Here is a 21,538-nt window from a genome sequence, read left to right on the forward strand (position 1 = left end):
ATAAAGTGCAAAGTTATGTACGTTTATGTTTCATAACTCTGCACTTTTATTTTGCACTACACACCACCCAAATCGGTGAAAGATAATGTTCAATTCGTATGGAGATGGGGAAAGGAAAAATCAAAAAATGGTCTAAATAAGGAGATTATAGGATATAAGACAGGTGATGGAGAATATCGGATAGTACAAAAGATGAGGCATTCCGAAAAAATAATACGTAGTTTATTACTGGAAAAATCATATACAAGTCGAAGAGGAACAGCTGAAGTAGAGGATATATTTAAACAAAAAATATTTTCTTTTCCCAAACCAATTGATCTTATATATACATTTTGTAAAATCGGAACTGACAAAGATGATATTGTACTAGATTTCTTTTCAGGTTCGGGCACTACTGCGCATGCCGTTTTGAAATTAAATGCTGAAGAAAATGTTAAAAATAGGTTCATAATGGTTCAATTAGATGAAACTATTGGTAAAGATTCTCCTGCATACAAAGCTGGCTATAAAAATATAAGTGATATCGGAAAAGATAGGATTCGCCTAGCTGGAAATCAAATTTTAAACGAAATCAAACGGTTAACTAACCCAGCGAATATTGATATTGGCTTTAAGGTGTTCAAACTTGATGAAACCAATTTAAAATTATGGGATCAAGAGGCCCTAAATTTGGAACATGATTTATTAGATATGATTGATCCTATAAAAGTGAATCGTACCCAAGAGGATGTTGTATATGAAATTCTCCTTAAATATGGAATTGACTTAACAGTTCCAATTGACCAGACCGTTATTGCAGGAAAGAAAGTATTTTCTGTTGGTATGGGATACTTGCTAATCTGTTTAGAGCGAGACTTAACAGTAGATCAGATTGAAGAGATGGCTAAGAAAGAGCCAACGCGCATTGTTTTCTACGATGAAGGCTTTAAAGACGATACTGTTCGTACAAATGCACAACAAATATTAAAGCGTTACGGCGTAGAGGACATTCGAGTAATCTAAAGGAGGAATGGTGACATGAAAATCAAGTTTGATGAACAGCAATATCAGCTCGATGCCATTCAATCCATAACGGATATCTTTGAAGGTCAAATGGTCAAAGTTTCAAATTTTACTGTTAGCATGGGTGATATTGTTGGACAAGAAGTGACAACGGTTGGAATTGGAAATAAGCTTGAATTATCTGAGGTGGAAGTAATTGAAAATGTTCAAAAGATACAAATACGAAACCACCTTAAAAAAAGCACTTCAATCCAAGACTGGAACTTTACAGTCGAAATGGAAACAGGTACGGGCAAGACGTATGTTTATACTAGAACTATTTTTGAGTTAAATAAAAAATATGGCTTTTCAAAGTTCATCATTGTGGTACCAAGTGTCGCAATTCGAGAAGGCGTTTTTAAATCATTTCAAATGACTGAGGAGCACTTTGCTGAACTTTATCCGGGGCAGCATTGTCATTATTTTAAATATGATTCTTCAAAGTTAGAACAAGTACGTGAATATGCAACAAGTACAAATATAGAAGTCATGATTATCAATATTGATGCCTTCAGGAAAAGCTTCGACGATCCAGAGAAGGAAAACAAAGCAAACCTGATCCACCGTGAACGAGACACAATGAACGGAAAAAAACCGATTCAATTTATACAAGAAACAAATCCGATTGTTATCATTGATGAACCACAAAGTGTGGACAATACCGATAAGGCGAAGGAAGCTATCGCCTCCTTAAACCCGTTATGTAAATTGCGTTATTCTGCCACCCACAGGGATACATACAATCTGATGTATAAACTTGATCCAGTCGACGCTTACGACCAAAAGCTTGTCAAAAAAATAGAAGTCTTATCTGTGAACTCTGACGATGATCACAATGATCCATATATTAAATTGATCAGTGTATCCAACAAAAACGGCTATAAGGCAACTGTTGAAATTGATGAGCTAAGGAAAAACGGCAAAGTCACAAGAGTGAAAAAAGAAATCAATCCAAATGGTAAAAGTAATCTATTTTTGTTATCTGGCGAGCGTGATTTGTATCAGAGATATATCGTTGAGGGAATTGATTGTTATCCTGGCAATGAATCTGTTGAGTTCACGAATGGAAAAATTTTAAGGCTTGGTGAATCCATCGGAGGCATTGATGATGATATACTGAAACGTTACCAAATTAGGGAAGCCATTCGTACTCATTTAGATAAAGAGTTGAAACTAGTACATAAAGGGGTCAAGGTACTCACTTTGTTCTTCATTGATAAAGTTGAAAATTACCGTATCTACCCTATAGGACAGCCTTGGCAAAAAGGCAAATATGCCATAATGTTTGAGGAAGAATACTCACAATTAATCAAGCTTCCTAAATACCATACCCTCTTTAAGGAAGACCAGTACATTTCAAATCAACGTGCAGATGAGGTTCACGATGGGTATTTTTCTAGGGATAAAAGCGGTAAATTCAAAGACAGCAGAGTGACAAAAGACGGCACTCTTCGTTCTAACAAAGATGATGAATCAGCATTTGAATTAATTATGAAGGAAAAAGAAAAACTCCTCAGCTTTGAAACACCCTTACGCTTTATCTTCTCCCACTCCGCTTTAAAAGAAGGATGGGATAATCCTAATGTATTTCAAATATGTACATTAGTCGAAACAAGGGATCCATTAACAAAGCGGCAAAAGATTGGCCGAGGGCTTCGATTGGCAGTCAACCAGGATGGCGAACGCCAATATGATGAAGATGTCAATATTCTAACTGTAATAGCCAATGAGTCTTATCAAGAATTTGCAGAATCGCTTCAAAAAGAAATGGAAGAAGAAACAGGCGTAAAGTTCGGTTATATAGAGGAGCAGGCATTTTCCACTATAACGAAGACGGACGAAACAACAGGAGAAGCGAAAGAACTTGGCTATGAATACTCTGCTAAAATTTATTCTTTCCTAATTAAAGAGAACTTTATCTCCAAGCAAGGAAAAGTAAAAGACTCATTGAAAGAAGCGATCGCTTCGGAAACATTCGATGTTCCAGAAGAATTTCAGGATATCAAATATGACATTGAGGAAGTAATCAAAAAATCCATTAAAAAGCTGCCTGTTTTCAATAAGAAGGATGAAGTGACGATTAAGCTGAATAAGGAAGTCCTTCTTGGTGAAGATTTTAAGCAGCTCTGGGATCAGATAAAATATAAAACTACTTACTCAGTTGAACTCGACTCCGAAACTTTAAAGGAGCGTTGCATACGAGCTATACAGCATCTTGAGCCTTTTAAGGCAAGACAAATCAGGCGAGAGAATGCCATCTTGAAGGTAGACCAATCTGGAATTATGGGCGAAGGTCAAACAATGCGTGTCTATGAAGTCATGGAAGAAAAGCGCCGACTGCCAGATATCCTCCGTTACCTACAGGAACAAACAAAGCTTAAGAGACGTACTTTGGTGGACATTTTAATCGACTCTAAACGGCTGGATGACTTTGAAAAAAATCCTCAAGCTTTTATGGAAGCTGTGATGAAGATCATCAATCGTGAAAAGAAAAAGCTGATTGTTGATGGCATTAAATATGAACGAATTGGTGACCATGCATATTATCAGCAGTCCTTGTTTGAACATAAGGAGCTTGTTGGCTATATGAAGGCCAATGCAGTTGAAGTTTCACATGACAAATCAGTTTATGATCATATCCGTTATGATTCTTATGTGGAACGGGCTTTTGCTAAAAAATTAAATAATGATGATGATGTTAAGTTGTTTGTAAAACTCCCCTCAACCTTTGTGATCGATACACCACTAGGAAATTACAATCCTGACTGGGCAGTTCTTCTCGATAAGGACGGTACAGAGACACTTTACTTTGTTGTCGAAACAAAAGGAAGTACCGATCAAGAGGATCTCCGCCTGATAGAGGATGGAAAAATAACTTGTGGCCGCAAGCACTTCGAGGCTCTGGAAACGCAGGTCCAATATAAGCTGGCCGACAGCTACGAAAAGTTTAAAGCTGAAGCTTAAAGAGTAAATATATTTTGCCGACCTGGCTTGCAAAAGTATATGCCACTGCTAACTACTCTTAAATAATTGTTAGTCAAACGTAGAGTCTAAAGTTATTTTGAGAAGTTGGCAAGTGGCCTTTTTCATTTTATGGGCAGCAAGAAAACTCCTATCCTTAAGTGGGATTTTTAGACGTTTTCTTTCACCAAGAACTAACTCATAAAGGCCCCTTCTAGTAAATTTTCCAAATTATCGATAATACTTTTTATTTCCGCAACACTTAATGTTTCATCATCCATTACTTCGGCACCCGCATGGTTAATTGGATTGTGATTCCTTAAATCATGTGCTTTCTCAATAAGGGCTTCAAGAGAGGTATTATCTATCAGCAAGTTTAATTTATTATAGTCCCCTATAATTTGTTGCTTTTTATAATACCTTTTGTAATTGGGCTTTCCCTTAGAAGTCTGTTCAATACCTTTATAATGCATTAAAAGAGCCGTAACTCTATCAAAATACGATTTATAATATGAAAATTCCTCTAATATGTCGTCGCTACTCTTGTAATGTAGATACATAAAATACATATACCATACTTTCATATCTTTATTGAAATCATATTCATCAATAAGAATAAGGTTCATATAACTGTTATTTTCTTCTTTAAAAAGGGATTTTATAAAAGATCTTTTACAATATAGGCTAATATATTTATAGATATCTGGTTCGTATTCAGCTAGTTTATTTAGTAGATCCCGATGCTGAAAATTCCTCAATATCAAATAATTAATTATCATCGCAATGTCAAATGAGTCTAAACTATTATTCCGGAATATCTCGTTCAAAAAAAATTTTATTAAGTCCCCATTACGAGTGTTTAATATCATATTAATCAGATTTTTGGTATCGTACTTTATTATCTTGTAATCTTCCCTTACCAATCTTTTTATCTTACTTATAAGTTCTGCATCTTCAAATATTAACTTATTATAGTAAATTAAGTATCGAAATACCTCGTCAGAAGAATACTGTATTCCAGACTTGTTAAAAACCTCATCTTTGATCTCCTTATACCGATCATGATTATGTAATCTCTCCCTCGCAATCTCATACAATTTATCAACGAAAGCCTTTATGTTATCCTCATCAAACATGCTGGATATATCTATATCTTGTTCATTGACATAGTGCTCATATAAAGCCGCAACCAATTCTTCACTTATATCTTTAGAAACTCCGTATCTACTTTTCTGTTCATTTAAATTCAGGTTAATCTCTCTATAATAATGAATAACAGAATTTTTAATAATTGAAATAGCTTCATTTAATAAATCATCACTTGTATTAAAAAAAATAAATAGGTCATCAACATATCTAATCATTTGATAATCTTGTATTTCCTTTAAATTATCTAAAAACTCTCCCATCTTACTATCAAATAGGTCTAAGTATACAAAGGTTGCTAAAAATGATAAAGAACATGATTCTTCTATAATAGGGTACTTTCCGCTTCCAATTGATTGCATTAGCCTTTTATATATTAAAGCGGTTCTCGAGTCTAGAATATTAGACTCTGTATTAATATTTTTAAACAAAATATTAATATCTAGACTTTCAAAGAAATTAGTAACATCAAATTTATAGTAATATCGGTATCGTTGAGAGCATTCATTAATATCAGCATAAAAACGTTCATAGCTCCTTTTATAATGAAAATCTAGCTCCTGTAAATTCCCTGCATAATAACATCTTGTCGTAATAGAGCCTCTATCGTATGACTTACACACATGATATCCTACACATTCCAAATAAATATATATTAGAGGAGATACCAACTTGGCATTTCGAAAAGAACTATTACTCTTTTGAATATAATGTTTCGGAAAATCAAAAACTAATTTATTCTTGAATAGTGCGCCATTTTTGATATATTTATAAAAAAATTCCTCACTTTTAATCAGCCCCTTTTCATCTTCAGTTAGTATGGAAAAAGGATACAATTGTAAATACTTATTTAGAATTTGCTTACTTTGATTAAAAATTCCTTCACAAACAATATTCCAGGTATCATACTCCATATTAATCATTAAATACCTCTCCCAAGCACATTACATATAATAGATATCATATCCCGTCGTTTTCCTTTAGTAAATTCCCTAGGTATCATATTCTGCAATGGCACCAGCACTCTTACATCATTAGATATGTGTTTATATTATATGAAAATGTTAAGACACTATCAAACCTCTTATGGGATGAAACAAACTTTTTAGGAAGCAAAAAGGCTCCTTGATTCCCAAAATGGAGAAAAAATGAGAAAACCAAGAAGAACGCCATTCTTTAAATGGATTTTTGAGCCGATTCGTATTTCCCGCCTGTTGAAAGTACATCATCTTCACATTAATTTTAAGTGAGTCAAACATTACTTTGGATGGTAAATAACTCTTTGCGTTCTGATTATTTTATTTGAGCAGCAATTTTCCCTTCACTCTGCAACCTTTGATCGCCTCCTTACTTATTGCTTTTTTCATATAAATGCGGAACCTTTAAGCAACACAGCTTGTAAAGTGACTCTGCCGGTACAATGGTTTTTAGTCAAATATCGGAAAGACTCCCAACTTTAGACACTTACTCGCCAGTTTAGAAAAATATTCGCAACCTTGTCGGGAAGACTGCCCAGCAATACTCGTGACTTTAAGCCATTACATGGAGTTAACAGTATACATTAGCTTTTCCTTGACAAGGTTATAAAATTATTGTTACGGACACTTTACACTTATGTGCGCCTGATCCACTACTTCACACCCAACGTCAGTATATAACCTCAATTTCATCATGAACTAACAGTTTTAAGAATTCCTCGTTATCTATTGTTGTCTTTTGTGGTCTCTGGTTGAGTAGTCCATTTATTTTTCTGAAGTAGCGCACTTTTCTGTTTTCGTTTCTTAGAAGAGGGATTAGTTGAGATAAAGCAATCTGATCCTTGCCCTTTCTGTAACAGTTTTGCAGCAGGGCGTCATTGCTCAGAAAGGTGATTTCGCTGGCAAACGGGCTGTTTTTTCCCGAGAAAAAACTTCTTTCTGCGAAGTCGTAAATATCATGGTCAAGACCGACAAAACAGACACTCGTCTTAAATGGCAGTTGTTCAATCACCGTTGCACTCCAAAGCAAAGAAAATTCTCCTTTATTCGTTTTATTTTCCTCAAAGAAAGATTGATAGGCTGAAATGATCCGGTGTTCCGCTGTTGAAAAGTTTCGCTTTGCCTCCCGTATCTGTTCCCTCAAATATTGAATGCTTGCGAAGCTTCGCTCGCTCGCAATCAAGTATTTACTTTTGGCGTGTTTTCCTTCGTATTCTACCTCAAGCATATCCAGCAGCTTTTCTTCCTCTACATACAGAATGCAGGGGAAAGCAGAGAAATATTCCAAATATCTGCGATCGATATCCTCGTCCAGTCTCAGTTCTTTAGCAATCGTGTCTGTGATCAAAATGGGGGAGCCTTGGATATGACGCAAAAAAGCCAGATTGCGATTTCTGTGAAAAATCAGTTCATGTGAAGAGATAGCTGACGTATCATAGAGATAAACCTGTTTCGCCTCGTATATCCTATCAACAATGTCTTTCATTTCAGTGATGAAAGAGGTATGTTTCCGTATAAACCGGCTTACATCTCTACTCATTGCGATGCCTCTTACTGGAGAAGTAGTTTTGAATCTCTCCGAAAACCTTAAGATTTGATGTTTGGGCAATCTCCGGCAACGGATTTTGAACCATCAGATCTTCCAGGCTTTTAAAATTGATTACATCGCTTGGTTCCAGGATGTATGGATCCATGCCGAGTTTGCAAAATTCATCATGAAAATTTACTTTTTTATCAAAGAAGTCTTTTAAATGTTCGGCAGTAATCAGATTCAATTCGTACATCCGGATAAGAACCGCCTTATACGGCGCCTTAAATGCAGCCATGCAGAGCAGAATCTTTGTATGAAGGGGCTTTTTTTGATCTTTTAAGCCAGTAAAAAAGGAGCGGAGTTCGTGCTCATTCAACAGTAAGAGTGAAGCAAAATAGTCCGCTTTTCTTTCTTCGCTTCGGTTATCCATCCCGGCTTCGATCAAATGTAGATCATCCAATTGTTTGGGGCTATATAAAAGATGATACAATTCATGAAATACAACGAAGTTCTGGTACATGCGGGGTTGGGCGGAATTGATATAGCAAATCAATTTGTCATTGTTGATTATTCTAATAAACCCTCCCAGTGTGAGGTCGTTAATCGGCGCTTCTATTAAACAATGATGATTTTGCTCAATAAATCTTTTGGCACCATCTATTTTGTTCCAGCCCTTAGGGTGATCATTCTTTAGATATTGATCCACCTTCATATGAATTTCTGAAGCAATCAGCTTGTTCACCTCAATTACTTCGGGCAGGTCATCAAAAGTGAGCTCAGGCATCTGAATGATCCCCCACATCATACGTTTCAACTAATTCGCAAATTCTAAGCAGCTGATGCAACCCTTCCTCGCCCTCTGGCGACAAGGTCCCTTTCGAAAAGATCATAGCCTGTTGTTCTTGCTTAGATTCGGCTGATTGATAGGCAAAATCAGGATCTGCAAAATAATTTCCTTCCAGCCCCAGAACTTCTGCCAATCTGGCGGAAAACTCTAAAACATTTGTCCTTTTTCCATGTAAATAATCAGAGAAATTCGATTCAGACATCCCTAACTTTTGCGCAAGCCGCTTCCTCTTCAGTCCTTCACCCCTGAGAAAAACATTGATGTTTTTCAAAGTTTGCTGCACGTGATCTTCAAATGAATAACTCGTATCTTTTTTTGCCATGATGGGCAACCCTCCTTTGTTTCCTTATTACGGTCATTATACCACAAGCAACTACTACAATTCATGAATACCGAACTTTTTATAGTTTAATACACCAAAAATAATTTTTGTGAAAGAATAAGTGAATAAAAATTCGGTAAAAGCGGTTTTTGTTTATGAATGTGCCTGGAATCCAATCCATTCTGCTTGTGTCCCAAGTGGAGGGATGCCGAGCTCCAAAAACAATTCGCCTTTTTCAAATTTATAAGCCTATCCTCACACATCCCCAAACCTCCCACACTCCTTGTCAAAAGTGAGCCTGATGGTACCAATAGGGCCATTCCGCTGTTTCGCCAGGATCACTTCGACGATGTTCGGCTGATCTGTATCCTTCCGGTAATAATCATCACGGTACAGGAAGGCGATGACGTCGGCATCCTGTTCGATTTGCCCGCTTTCCCGCAGATCGGGAAGGATTGGCCGTTTATCCTGCCGGCTCTCCACCCCTCTGCTTAGCTGGGAAAGGGCTGCCACTGCCACTTGGCAATCCCTTGCCAGCATCTTTAGCATCCGGCTGATTTCGCTGATCTCCGCCTGGCGGTTCGGCCTGTACTTTGCATCTCCTGCAATAAGCTGCAAATAATCAATGATGACGAGGAACCTTTTACCGTTGCCGTATTCCCTACGGAGCTTACGCACCTTTGCCCACATGTAGCCGATATCCATCGCCGGCTTATCGAAAATATGCAAGTTCGCCTCGGACAACATTCCCATGGCCCCCGTCAGTTTCGCCCAATCGGCCTCCTCGAAATGGCGCCGTGGATTTCTCATTTTTACCGAGCTGATACTTCCCGCCAGGCCAACTGCCCTTCTCAGTAGCTGATGCTTGGGCATTTCCAGTGAAAAAATGATTACCACATCCTGTCTTGCAGCGGTCAATGCGAGGTTCAAGGCAAATGCCGTTTTGCCCATGCTCGGCCGTGCCCCAATGACAAGCAGCTCCGACTCCTGCAGCCCGCCGGTCAGGCGGTCCCAATGTCGAAAGCCGGAGGAAATGCCGGTCACCTCTCCTTGATCTTTTTCGGACTCCACGTAAAGATCGACAAGACCCGAAGAAATATCGCCCAACTCCTCATCGACCAAACCCTCTTCGAGCTTCACTAGATCTTGGATGCCGTTTTTCAGCACGGTGGAAATGTCTTCTCCCTGTACTCCTTCTTGAATCCGGCTTGCGACCTTCACCGCCTTTCTTTTTTGGTCATATTCCTGGATCAGCTTCTCGTAATGCCAGACATTGGCGGTTGTATGTACACGGGCGGCCAGGTCCGTCACATAGCTGATGCCGCCGACACTCTCCACATTGTCCAGGCCGACTTCCTGGATGACGGACACCGGGTCGATCGGCTCCCCTTTTTTACATAGACGCTGAATAGCCGCAAGCAGCACCCGCAATCTGGACATATACAGCTGCCCGGGCTTGATGGTGCACTCTTTTGCCAAATCCCCATCCAGCAAGAGCGCTCCCACAAAGGCCTCCTCCACTTCCCGGCTGTACAGCGCCCTTGCCTCCATCAAAATTCTCCTCTGCCTTTACCCAAAATGGCTCGCACCTTCGCAAGCTCACTCTCCACCACTTCGCGGCTGGCAGGCTTTTCATTCCCAGCCGTGATCCTTTCCGTTTCTTCAGGGTCTGGCACCACCCGCGCCGATGCCGGCTTCTTCAGCAGATCGGCGATCTTCGGAGGGTACACAGAAGCCGATACATGCTCGTGTAGAGCAGCTTCCAACTCCTCGAGATTGCAGTCCTTCAGCACCTCATGCCACGAATCCAGCTTTTTCTGATCCAGCTCGAATTGTTCGTAGTAAACCGCAATTCTTGCCATCAGCGAAAACGTCTCCCGCTTAGTCATCAAGGTTAAACTCCTCCTCACGCCACACTCTTTTTACCGTCGGCTTCTGGTTCAGATACGACTCAAATTTCGTTCCAAACAATGTTTCCGGGCGTAAATATTTTCTCCAATACGGATTGTGCAGCCATTCCGCTGTCTTCAGGTCAATGACTTTCTTCATGTCCTTCAAGGTGAACCCTTCATTCCAGCGTGCACGGATCAGATCCCGTGTCCGCTTCGTACTCGGCTTGTAGGCCGATCCTGTTTTCGAATTTAAGTATTCAACGATCTCGGAAAAGGGAATATGTATTTTCTTTGTTGTAGTCTCTGTAGTAATCTCTGGTATTGGTTTGGTCAAACTGACCTCCTCATCTGCCAGCCGCTGCCAGCTCATTTGACCGTGCAAGGCAGGTGATTGGACCTGCGGATCCTGGATATCCAACTTGGCCAGTTTTTCATAATCGATCGTATACCATTTTGTCTGGTCCATTCTCGACTTGTTGAACATCGCAGACCGCAGCAATCCCTTCTTCTCAAGCGAATAGATCGTATGTCTAATCGACCTCTCCGACCAGAACGGGAGCTGTTCATGCCAATCCTTATACGTGTTGTAGACCCACTTCCGTTTCTCCCTGATATGCGTGCTTTTTACAATCCAATAATGCATCTGCTGGAGCACCACCGCTTCTCTTATCCCAAGCTTCACAGCCAGCGACGGAATAATCAGCACGGGATGCTCCTCAATCAACAATCTGCTCATCGAACCTTCCCCCTCTTTTTGCAAAAATCAGCAGCGATGAAAGCTGTCAGCCTCCTGCACCTGCCGCTGTTGTCACCTTCTATATACAGGGCTTCTTTGAAAAAGGACACCCTGAAGGGCAAAGTTGCTATAAAGGGCCGGACTGCAAAGCAAATGTCACTTTGAAGTATGGGAGTCTTGAAAAAAGGAAAAGTTCGTGAATATGGTGCAAAATTATATCAGAAGATTGCCGTCTATTATATTTGGGATCCGGAAAAAACGGCGGCACATAAAAAGTAAATGAAAGCGGAGCTTGATTGTTATATTCCTCCTTAAAAAGCCCATCCGATCCAACTATAGCTAAATCTTGACTTGCGAATGTATGTTCTATTGCAATAGAAATAACAAGACTCCCTTACAAAAGTCTTTCCTCTCCATTTGTCTCCCCCACCTAGAAACTCAGGGAGTTTTTCTTCCTTTGTAATAAAAGTTGACATAAGTAAACAATACTTAATCGAGCCTTAAGGGTGGAGGTGACATGATGCCGGAAATTGAAAGAGATTACAACGGGCAGACAGAAAACGAAAAAACTACTTCCGTGGGAAAGATTATTTTTTGTTATCTTTTAGCATTCATTCTATTAGCAGCTACAATTTATGGAATGACTGTACCTTTAGCTCGTTTTCTAACTTGGGTGGCAAATATTTCTGGTATTGAAAGGTTGAAAGATTCGGATATAACTGAGATACATGTTATCAGCTTTGTTGCAATCGTATTTCTTACATATAAGTTAGTAAGACTAATTGGGGATTATTGGAGAAGCACAGGGGATCCAATAGGAACTTCAGGGTTGAGCTTTCCAAATCCTTTTTATGACCCTGAATTTACGAAGGGGCCTTTATTACTTCAGCGAAGATACAAAGAAGTCAGTACTAAGTTGTTATTAACGCAAAAACTCCTCCAAAGAAGTCAAGAGCACACGAGAAAATTAAAAGAAACCCTTAAGTCAATGGAGGATAAACTCCGTGTATCAATTAGACATAATGATAATTCAAATCGCTTGCTAAGATCATTTAACTTTCTGTTTAAAAATAAAAGTGATGATCTTACAAATCAAATGCTCCGTTATATTCTTGACGAATGCATCACCGTACTTGAAAAAGACCAGTCTGATAAATCCATTTCTTTATTCAAAGTTCATGATGATGAATTAAAAATTATTGAGTCCGTAAGAATAAATGCAGAATCAATTGCCAAAAGAACATTTAAAAAGGGCGTTGGCTTTGCAGGATATATTTGGGAAGAAGGGAAGCCATCTATAGTAAATGTTATCGATAATAGTGACAAACGGTTTAATGATCAAGGGCTGCCAGCCACACCAATCGGATCAATTTTAGGGTTCCCTTTAAAAGTGGACGATCAAATTCTGGGAGTGCTATGCCTTCAGTCTGAAGCAATGAATGGTTTTAGTGAAGCCGACTTACGGACAGTGGAATTTTACGCACGAATGTGTACGTTAATTCTTCAATATGATACAATAAAAGGGAATAAGGAGGGATTTTAAAATGACTGCTGTTCAACAATCCGTAAAAAAGACTGGATACCAAGACATCGATAAAATATTAATGGAAGCAAACAAGCTGCTTCAAGAAGGAGATCAGTTGGAAAAAGAGATTGCCCAAGCAGTTAAGTTTAAACCAAGAATTCCTTATTCCACTTCAAAACAAAGAGCTTTAAAACGCTTTAGATTTAGATACAAATAAAACCAGAAACAAAGAGGTTTTAATTGATAAAAACCTCTTTGTTTGCAGAAAAGTTTATAAAAGAGAAGAGATCAAGATTGGGGTCGATCCTATTTATTTCGGAATCATCATCCCTTTTAACTTAGTACTCTTCATCCCTCTTCCTTTTCAAAAATAGCTGTAAGCAGCTTTGTTGTCCCGTAGCATGAAGCCACATCCAAATGCTCGCTTTTATACCATTTTATTTTTAAAACATTCCCTCAGCTGAAACTTCCTCATCCTTTATTATTTTCATCACATCGTTTCCTTCTTCATCCCTTGCATATACGCCGTTTGTTGTTCTTCAACATTTACTTTGTCCATCCATTCTTTTCCTTCTAATTGTCTTGTGACAAGCATGCTTGCTACGGTATCCCCAGTAGAGTTGAGCATGGTCGCAGGTGGATCTACGACGACACCGATGGCTGAAATAATGGGCAATGCTTGTATCGGCAAACCATAGAATGTAACAATGACCATTTCTCCAATGAAGCCCCCGCCAGGAATTCCGCTCATTACAACACCGGACAATAAGGCAATAGCAATGGCTGTTAGAAACGTATCGATTCCGCTATAATCCATGTTGAACACACCAAACACAAAAGCAATTTTAAGGATTGCTGACAGACAAGATCCATCCATGTGAATGGTTGCCCCAAGAGGCAATACGGTTTCCCGGATATCTTTCGGAACGCCTATGTTTTTAGCAGCTTGTAAGTTTACCGGCAGAGTGGCAAAACTGCTTCCAGTTCCCAATGCCGTTGCTGCCGGGGTAAGGATATTTTTCCAAAAACGGGCAACCCCCTTTTTTCCCCCTGCAAGAAAGGCATACAGTGTAAATCCAATAGAAAAGTAAAGAATGGAAACCGGATAATAAAGGAGAAATGCTTGAGCATAATCACCAATCAATTCCGCACCCATATCTCCTATCAAAGAAGCGAAATAAGCTCCTAAACCGATGGGTGCATAATACATAATGATTTGAATGACCTTCATAAATATTTCAGAACCGCTTTCAAGAAATCTGGCAAACGGTTTGCCGACATCCCCGGTTAACCCTGTTGCTAATCCAATGAGGACAGAAAATACAATGAGAGCCAACATGTTTTGACGTGAAAACAGTTCAACAAAATCCGGAACGGTGAAAGTGTTTACGAGTTGATCTGAAAGTGTAACCTTTTCTACATTTTCCGGAGTTTCCAAAGGGATATCAACACCAGACCCCATCGGAAAAATAATAGTCGCAACAACCATCGTAACAGATGCAATAATACCAGTAATCACGAAAATGGTTATCATCGACCCCATGATTTTACCAAGCCGGCGCATGCTATCCATGTTGGCAACAGCCGATGAAATGGAAAAGAATACAAGTGGCACCACTACCATGAAAAGTAAATTTAAGAATAAATCTCCAAGCGGCCGAATAATACCAGCCTTTTCACCAAAAATCAGACCGATAATGGAACCGATCATAATGGAGGAAAGAAGAATGAGTGGAAATCGATAGGCTTTTAATTTTTTTGCCAAAGTCATTACCTCCTATGTTTGTTAGCTTCCTGTCTCATTTGATTTAATATAAATACAGGTTGCACATAATGGGAATATTCGGAATCAGAAAGACACAATAAATTTCATTTTTTCGGTTCTTCGTTGAAATATGTTTCTGCTTTTCTATCAACTTTTAAAATCGGTTGATTTTTTCACTAGGCCATTCGTCTCTCAAATACATTTGACCCGATCCACCTCCTTCTTCGAAGATGGGGAATTGACATGAGTTAAACGGTCTCTTTGAATGATATCTTCATAACTGAAATTTCAGGCAGCCCGCTCTTGCAAATACAACTGCTGGTCTTGGAATTCGGTTCAACCAGGAGATATTCTTGCTGTTTCGTGTACAGGCGCTTATATTTATTAATCTTAGATGTCCCGTGTAAATACATTTTTCTTATCCATCCTCTCCCTTTCCACTTTATACACTGACCGATGCTTCTGACAGAAGTTCTCCCTCGGCAACAACAACCGCATTTCCCTCCAAAACTATATCTTGAACATCGTCTTTAGTGATTCGAAAGGAAATCGTCAAAACCCCTCCTTTGGCATGAACGTTCACAGGAGAAGATACATGACCCAATAAACTTGATATAATTGCCGAAGCGGTCGCACCAGAACCACAGGCCAATGTCTCATCTTCCACTCCACGTTCAAACGTTCTAATCTTCATTTGATTTTTATCCAATATTTCAATTAAGTTTACATTCGTTCCACTTTTACAGATGGCTGGATTGTGTCTGATCTTTCTCGCCCACTGTATAAAATCTTTATCCTGTTTTTCATCAATTCGCCTTTCAATAAAGACCGTGTGAGGTACGCCAACCCAAGCAAAATGGTAGAAATCGTTTTCATCCGAAGGAAAAGGTTGATTAAGGTTGAAGTCTTTAATCGGTATGGGCGGAAATTTAATTTGGACCTTCCCATTGAGTATTCTTCCTTCGTAAATTCCATTCAAGGTTTCGAATGTCATTACCTCCCTGGCTATTCCCATTAAATGTGCATATTTCACGATACAGCGTGCTCCGTTTCCGCACATTTCCCCTTCACTGCCGTCTGAATTGAAGTATCTCATTTTAAAATCTGCTATAGTGGATTTTTCCAATAACATGAGACCATCTGCACCAATATGGAACCTTCTGGTGCAGACTGACTTGACAAAACGGGAAAGCTCAAAGCTTTTCATTAGAGCTTCCCGATTATCAATAATAATAAAATCATTGCCGCACCCATGCATTTTTTTAAATGGAACTTTTTTCAATGTGAGATCACCCCTATTAAAGTTTACCTTCCCAAACCTTCTAGCTTAGGATGGTATCGTTTACAATAATGGCTTGATTCTTTGCGGGCGTGGTTAAATAGTAATATTAGCAAGTTCCATACCAACATAATACTTTTTGTTAAGATGATTAAAAATAAACGGTATTCAAAGTGTTTTTTAAAAAATGCAACTTCATTTAATATTGTAAGTTTTATAAGTGAATAAAGCAAAAACTGCCGAATATTCGTATCAATGCATCATTGAACCAACAAGCTGCATGATATGATCTTAAATAAGGAAAAATCTTAAACAGGCGCATCCCCGATCAAGAAATGCGCCTTCATCACTGCTATTAAATTCGCCGTTTTGATTATTGATTTTGAACTAATTCCAGGTTCTTTGACTGTTTATTAAAATATCAATCCCTATGAGGGCATTTATATCACTAGCTTTGCAAAGCGCATACAAAAAATGGTAAAACATACTCCGTGCAATTCAGTCAGTGATTGGTAACTTAAAAAAGGCCGCACGAAACCTGGAGACTGGTGGTTACCCACTTATTTAGTTAGCTTTTGTTCATTTGATGAACAGCCATTTTTACCATCTCCTAAAGTTGAAGTTGGTGGGTAGCCACGCTTTTGCGTCTTACTTCTTCTTTAGGAGCTTTTTTGTGTTTTTAAAACTTTTGAGGAATATTTCAGAAGCTAGTGCATTTATATCGTATTCATCCAAATATAGTTAAGAAATATCAACAGTCTTTTAGCTTACTATAATGAATCTCTCGGAAAAAGATTATTTACGATTTCATTAATTTTCATTTGTTTTTCCGTGTCCGTACGGGCATTCGCCAGCATTGTTCGCTCAAAACTGTTTTTGCAGTGTAAAATAGGTCTTTTGCAGTATAGTCGTTAAAACATTGATGTAATGACGTTTTGTGAAAGCGGTTTAACTAAGTGTCAAGTATTTGCTTCCGTTTATTTACAGAATGTGTAAAGAAAAAAGCAATTTCCTATGTTAACATGATTTGTAAATCCTTTAAATCACTTTATGAACACGCTTACAAAAAGCACCTTAGAATCACTTGGAGGGGGAGTAGCTTTCGTGAACAAAGAAAAAGCGCCAATACAGAAACAACGTGAAGAAGACAGAAAGCCGGAAATGAAAGCGGATCTGAAAACACGCCATATTAGCATGATTTCAATAGCTGGTGTTATAGGGGCCGGGCTTTTCATAGGAAGTGGGGCTGTTATTAATGCGACGGGGCCTGGGGCAATCCTGTCCTATGCATTTGCCGGGCTTATTGTCGTACTGGTTATGCGGATGCTTGGTGAAATGGCCTCTGCTTACCCAACAAGTGGATCTTTCGCCACTTATGCAAATGTGGCAATTGGGCCATGGGCCGGTTTTGCGATCGGATGGCTGTATTGGTTTTTCTGGACTGTTGTAATTGCCATTGAAGCCTTGGCCGGGGCAGCAATCATCCAATATTGGATTCCCGACTTCCCCATATGGCTTATGAGTCTAATTTTAACGGTTCTTTTGACAATGACGAATTTATTTTCTGTTAAGTCCTTTGGTGAATTTGAGTATTGGTTCTCTCTCATCAAAGTTGTTGCCATCACTCTATTTCTTGTTCTTGGACTTTCTGTCATTTTCGGTTGGTATCCAAATGTCGAAGCCCCCGGTACAGCAAATTTAATTGGGAACGGAGGGTTTATGCCTGAAGGGTTTGGTGCTGTACTTCTTGGAATCACCGTCGTGATTTTTTCTTTTATGGGTACTGAGATTGTTGCCATTGCAGCAGGAGAGTCCCAAAATCCTGTAAAGTCTGTTAGGATTGCGACAAATAGTGTTATCTGGAGGATTCTTGTTTTTTACATCGGCTCCATCACCATCGTCGTGACACTCCTGCCTTGGGACTCGGCTAATATTCTTGTAAGTCCGTTCGTTGCTGTCCTGGATTATATTGGAATACCTGCCGCTGCACAGATTATGAATTTTGTCGTACTGACAGCCGTGTTGTCTTGTCTCAATTCAGCATTGTATGCAAACTCTAGAACATTATACGGGATGGCAAAGCAGGGTGATGCGCCGAAATCGCTGTTGAAGTTGAGTAAAAAAGGAGTACCTGTTCAGGCAATCCTTCTCAGCACCGTATTTTCGTATGTTGCTGTAATCATGAATTTCATCTCCCCTGACAAGGTGTTTCTCTTCCTTATTAACTCGTCAGGAGCGGTCGCTTTGCTTGTCTACCTCATTATCTGTTTTGCGCAGTTGAACATGCGCAGGAAAATTGAAAAAGAGCATGGGCAGATTCCTATTAAAATGTGGTTGTTCCCTTATTTGACCTACGCAACGATGATCGTTATTTTGGGAATTTATGTCGCCATGTTCTTCATTGAATCGATGAGAATACAAGTAATAATGACCAGCCTGATCGCAATTGGTGTTGTTTCTATATATTTTATATTCTATCGGAAGCAGAGTAATAGTAGTATAGACAAGCTAAAAATAAGCCAATCACACGGTAAAAATTAACCAACCTTCTAAAACCTCCCGTTTCCGGGAGGTTTTTATCATCATTATCTTAAAAGAAGGTTTGCGAATACGAATATGGTGCAAGTTTGATGATTTGTATATTCATCCATGAAATAGGGTCTGTAAAATTCATTGAAGAAAATCCCGCTGGCTCTTAGAGAGGCTAATATGACACAAAAAACTGTTCATCTCCATCTCCTATGAAAAAATGTTAGAATAAAGTAATCTTAAAAATAACGGGGCTGTGATTTCAAATGGACATGTACCTATTCAGGCTCAACCGCGATTCGGTTATCATTTCACTTTAACACATCATGGTCCACGTAGCGCTCACCGTTCAGTTCGGAGATGACGTTGATCGCCACCTTAGCCCCGTCACCCGCTGTTACGATAGTGTGGACGCTGACTCCCGCTACGGTTCCGGCAGCCCAGATGCCGTCAATATTTGTTTTCCCATCGACTCCGGCATCGACAATCGTCTTGATTCTCGGTTCGGTGCCCGGTTTTGTTTTCACCCCGATTTTTTCGGCCAGCGCAACCAAAGCGCCTGTTGCGAGGATGACATGCTTGGCTTCATATGTCCCGTTTTCCCCTTCGACCTTCAAGCCGTTCTCGGTCTTTGTCACATTGACAACTGTATCCTGAACAATTTCCGCCCCAAAGCTCTTCGCCTGCTTTTTCCCCGTTTCAATTAATTCAGGGCCAGTGATATCCTCGATGCCGTAATGGTTCTTAATCCAGGCACGCTTGGTCATACTCTTGTCGCTGTCAATGACGATCGTTTTCTTTCCGGCCTTGGCCGCAAAGATGGCCGCACTTCCCCCGGCCGTTCCTGCCCCAATGATTGCGATATCATACATATGTATCCACTCCTTTGGATATTGTTCAACAGCTTTTACACGTGCAGTATAACATATTTTCTGAAAAATTAGGCGGCAGATGCTCATATAGAGTTTTTATAACGATTGCATTGAACATTCCACGGTCTGTACTGGGCGCTCCTGCCGGTCAGAAGCGGCCGGCTTCATCTTCGTTGAAAATATTCAAGGCAGGCGACTTGACTTCCCGCAATCTTTTTTAAAATATCTCTTCTGTCCCCGGGCTTGCCCAAATAATATGAAACATATTGAGCCAGTGGCTTTCCGACCTGTGGACGTTCAAACCGGAATCCCGTCCCAGCTTTAAGATATCTCGCGTTTGGTGACAGCCGATCATTTTATATAAAAGCGGATTCAAAGCCCTTTGAGTACTGGAAACGAAAAAATTGGAGCTGATTCCGTGCTCCAGCAATAATATTCTTCCATCAGGCCTGCACCAACGTTGAATCTTTTTCAGCATATCCAAGGGGTTTTCATAGCAGCAGAATGATAAAGTCGACACGATTGTATCGAATGAGTGAGAGGAAAATTCCATTTTCTCTATGTCCGTACAGATCAGCTCAGCTTGTATGTTGCAGGCTGATGCTTTTTTTCGAGCCTCAGCCAGCATCTCTTCGCTGAAATCGGCGGCCGTTACTTTTACTTCTGCAGGATAGTATGGGAAATTGGCTCCCGCCCCAACAGCCAGTTCTAAAACCTCGCCCTCCGCGTGGCTCAGCAATTGCCTTCTCCACCTTCTTAAACTGGAGGGGTCTTTATTGCTTGCGTATCTTGCCGCCTGCCTATCAAAAATACGTATCAGCTTCTCCCTTTCCAACTCATCACTTCCCCCGCTCTGGTTTATTTAAATATAGCATCTATTAGGAAGTTTATTCAGATAGAAGAAATGAGGCCGGCGACAAAATCAGCAAATACTGATTTTCTCGACAGCCCCGATATGCACCGCCAACTCAGAGTTTGTAAAAGCGAAAAAGTAGATTCTCAAATCGTAGAAAAAGATCTCCTCTATTAAGATGCGGGTTTGCCCATATCCTGAACTTCTGGTTTCTGCTTCCATCTGAACCATGCGACAATAATCGCTGCAATTAATGTAAATCCAAGGTACCCCATAGTTGGGTAGACTGTTCCAACAAGTGTAATAAAGCCGACAAAGCTTGCACCGAATGCGGCAACTCCGCAAATGACGACAAGGACCTTAAACCTTGGCGTATCTGTTTTACTAATTCGTGCGGTAAAAGCATACAGCATCCCTACCGCGGTGTTGAATATCATTCCCAATAAAACAATGGACATAATAGCACCAAAGACGGGAGAAATTTCATTTGCCAAATGCAGCATCGGCATATCTGTTCCCGAAACAACATCCAATTTTGCAAACATTCCGATATTGATAAAAAAGATCAAAACACCCAATCCGACGCCACCGATAATTCCACCCCATCCTGCTGTTTTTTCATCTTTTACCGTTCCCCCCATAACAGCAAGCATGGCGGCTCCAGCAGCGATATTATAGGAAACATACAATAGTGAGCCAAGCACCCAATTGGAAGCAGCGGGTTTTTGAGTGTTTGCGGCTTCCTGAATTTGTGCAAAGGTGACATCCATTGTAGACAATGAATAGATAGTAATGATGATAACCGCCAAAATCAGAAACGGTGTGACAATACCTATGGCTGAAATTACCTTTTCAATGTTAAGACAAACGACAATGATAGTGATAAGTGCAAGTAAAATGTTACCGACGATTCCCGGTATGCCAAACTGCTGTTCAAATATGGAGCCTGCTCCGGCGAACATGACAACCGTAACACCGAATAAAAAGAAGGTCATTAAAATATCGACTGCGATTCCCAGATACTTACCACAGATATGGTAAATGACCTCCTTATGGGAGTTTGTTTGCAGACGGTTTCCAAGCTGGACAAGGTTCATACCCAAAAAAGCAAATAAGAAAGTGGCTACCGCCGAACCAATTATTCCTAACCAGCCAAAACTTGTAAAGAACTGTAGTATCTCCTGTCCTGAGGCAAAACCGGCTCCAACAATTAAACCGATAAAAGCTCCGCCAATTTGAATGCTTTTTTTCATGATTATCCC

At 39.8% G+C, this 21,538-nt stretch carries 17 protein-coding genes; 5 read left to right on the forward strand and 12 right to left on the reverse strand.

The genetic code is table 11. From position 1 onward, the window contains the following. Positions 1-75: 75 nt before the first annotated feature. Positions 76-1,002: a DNA methyltransferase gene (locus FS666_RS14115; protein ID WP_144462844.1), complete on the forward strand. Its 927-nt coding sequence runs from the start codon at positions 76-78 to the stop codon at positions 1,000-1,002. A 15-nt stretch (positions 1,003-1,017) separates the two neighbouring features. After that, entirely contained in the window at positions 1,018-4,005 is a 2,988-nt protein-coding gene (locus tag FS666_RS14120; protein ID WP_144462842.1) for a type III restriction-modification system endonuclease, read from the forward strand. A 191-nt stretch (positions 4,006-4,196) separates the two neighbouring features. Here FS666_RS14120 and FS666_RS14125 read toward each other — a convergent pair whose 3' ends face one another. From FS666_RS14125 to FS666_RS14155, 7 genes are all read right to left on the reverse strand, one after another. Next, complete coding sequence (locus FS666_RS14125) at positions 4,197-6,071, reverse strand: AbiA family abortive infection protein (RefSeq protein WP_144462840.1); 1,875 nt, start codon at positions 6,069-6,071, stop codon at positions 4,197-4,199. A gap of 724 nt (positions 6,072-6,795) precedes the next feature. Then, positions 6,796-7,665, reverse strand: a complete 870-nt coding sequence (locus FS666_RS14130) for a hypothetical protein (protein WP_144462838.1) — start codon at positions 7,663-7,665, stop codon at positions 6,796-6,798. Then, positions 7,658-8,440, reverse strand: a complete 783-nt coding sequence (locus FS666_RS14135; RefSeq protein WP_186306567.1) for an ImmA/IrrE family metallo-endopeptidase — start codon at positions 8,438-8,440, stop codon at positions 7,658-7,660. Before FS666_RS14135 ends, FS666_RS14130 begins: the two co-directional genes overlap by 8 nt. Next, positions 8,433-8,825: a helix-turn-helix domain-containing protein gene (locus FS666_RS14140; RefSeq protein WP_144462834.1), complete on the reverse strand. Its 393-nt coding sequence runs from the start codon at positions 8,823-8,825 to the stop codon at positions 8,433-8,435. Before FS666_RS14140 ends, FS666_RS14135 begins: the two co-directional genes overlap by 8 nt. Positions 8,826-9,080: 255 nt before the next feature. Further along, positions 9,081-10,376, reverse strand: a complete 1,296-nt coding sequence (dnaB, locus tag FS666_RS14145) for a replicative DNA helicase (RefSeq protein WP_120072323.1) — start codon at positions 10,374-10,376, stop codon at positions 9,081-9,083. Next, on the reverse strand, positions 10,376-10,714 hold the full coding sequence (locus tag FS666_RS14150; RefSeq protein WP_235870336.1) for a replicative helicase loader/inhibitor: 339 nt from the start codon (positions 10,712-10,714) through the stop codon (positions 10,376-10,378). The genes dnaB and FS666_RS14150 overlap by 1 nt, the downstream gene beginning before the upstream one ends. Then, positions 10,707-11,453, reverse strand: coding sequence for a conserved phage C-terminal domain-containing protein (locus FS666_RS14155; protein ID WP_120072327.1), 747 nt, complete (start codon positions 11,451-11,453; stop codon positions 10,707-10,709). The genes FS666_RS14150 and FS666_RS14155 overlap by 8 nt, the downstream gene beginning before the upstream one ends. 520 nt (positions 11,454-11,973) lie before the next feature. Between FS666_RS14155 and FS666_RS14160 the strand changes: the two genes are divergently transcribed. Both FS666_RS14160 and FS666_RS14165 read left to right on the forward strand, forming a co-directional pair. Then, complete coding sequence (locus FS666_RS14160; RefSeq protein ID WP_186310926.1) at positions 11,974-12,996, forward strand: GAF domain-containing protein; 1,023 nt, start codon at positions 11,974-11,976, stop codon at positions 12,994-12,996. 1 nt (position 12,997) lies between these two features. After that, complete coding sequence (locus FS666_RS14165) at positions 12,998-13,195, forward strand: hypothetical protein (protein ID WP_120072330.1); 198 nt, start codon at positions 12,998-13,000, stop codon at positions 13,193-13,195. Between the two features lie 273 nt (positions 13,196-13,468). Here FS666_RS14165 and FS666_RS14170 read toward each other — a convergent pair whose 3' ends face one another. Next, positions 13,469-14,743: a dicarboxylate/amino acid:cation symporter gene (locus FS666_RS14170; protein WP_144462830.1), complete on the reverse strand. Its 1,275-nt coding sequence runs from the start codon at positions 14,741-14,743 to the stop codon at positions 13,469-13,471. Between the two features lie 442 nt (positions 14,744-15,185). Beyond that, the gene (dapF, locus tag FS666_RS14175; RefSeq protein ID WP_120075481.1) at positions 15,186-16,025 is read right to left on the reverse strand and encodes a diaminopimelate epimerase; all 840 of its coding nucleotides are present in this window, start codon (positions 16,023-16,025) and stop codon (positions 15,186-15,188) included. Between the two features lie 1,158 nt (positions 16,026-17,183). On the opposite strand from dapF, the gene FS666_RS14180 reads away from it, so the two are divergent. Further along, complete coding sequence (locus tag FS666_RS14180) at positions 17,184-18,563, forward strand: amino acid permease (protein WP_120075488.1); 1,380 nt, start codon at positions 17,184-17,186, stop codon at positions 18,561-18,563. A gap of 299 nt (positions 18,564-18,862) precedes the next feature. On the opposite strand, the gene FS666_RS14185 is transcribed toward FS666_RS14180, so the two are convergent. From FS666_RS14185 to FS666_RS14195, 3 genes are all read right to left on the reverse strand, one after another. Continuing rightward, on the reverse strand, positions 18,863-19,423 hold the full coding sequence (locus FS666_RS14185; RefSeq protein ID WP_120075479.1) for an FAD-dependent oxidoreductase: 561 nt from the start codon (positions 19,421-19,423) through the stop codon (positions 18,863-18,865). A 217-nt stretch (positions 19,424-19,640) separates the two neighbouring features. Beyond that, positions 19,641-20,258, reverse strand: a complete 618-nt coding sequence (locus FS666_RS14190) for a class I SAM-dependent methyltransferase (protein WP_120075477.1) — start codon at positions 20,256-20,258, stop codon at positions 19,641-19,643. 191 nt (positions 20,259-20,449) lie between these two features. Beyond that, complete coding sequence (locus FS666_RS14195) at positions 20,450-21,529, reverse strand: YkvI family membrane protein (RefSeq protein WP_120075476.1); 1,080 nt, start codon at positions 21,527-21,529, stop codon at positions 20,450-20,452. Positions 21,530-21,538: the final 9 nt, after the last annotated feature.

The organism is Siminovitchia fortis, assembly GCF_007681465.1.
GTDB lineage: Bacteria > Bacillota > Bacilli > Bacillales > Bacillaceae_C > Siminovitchia > Siminovitchia fortis.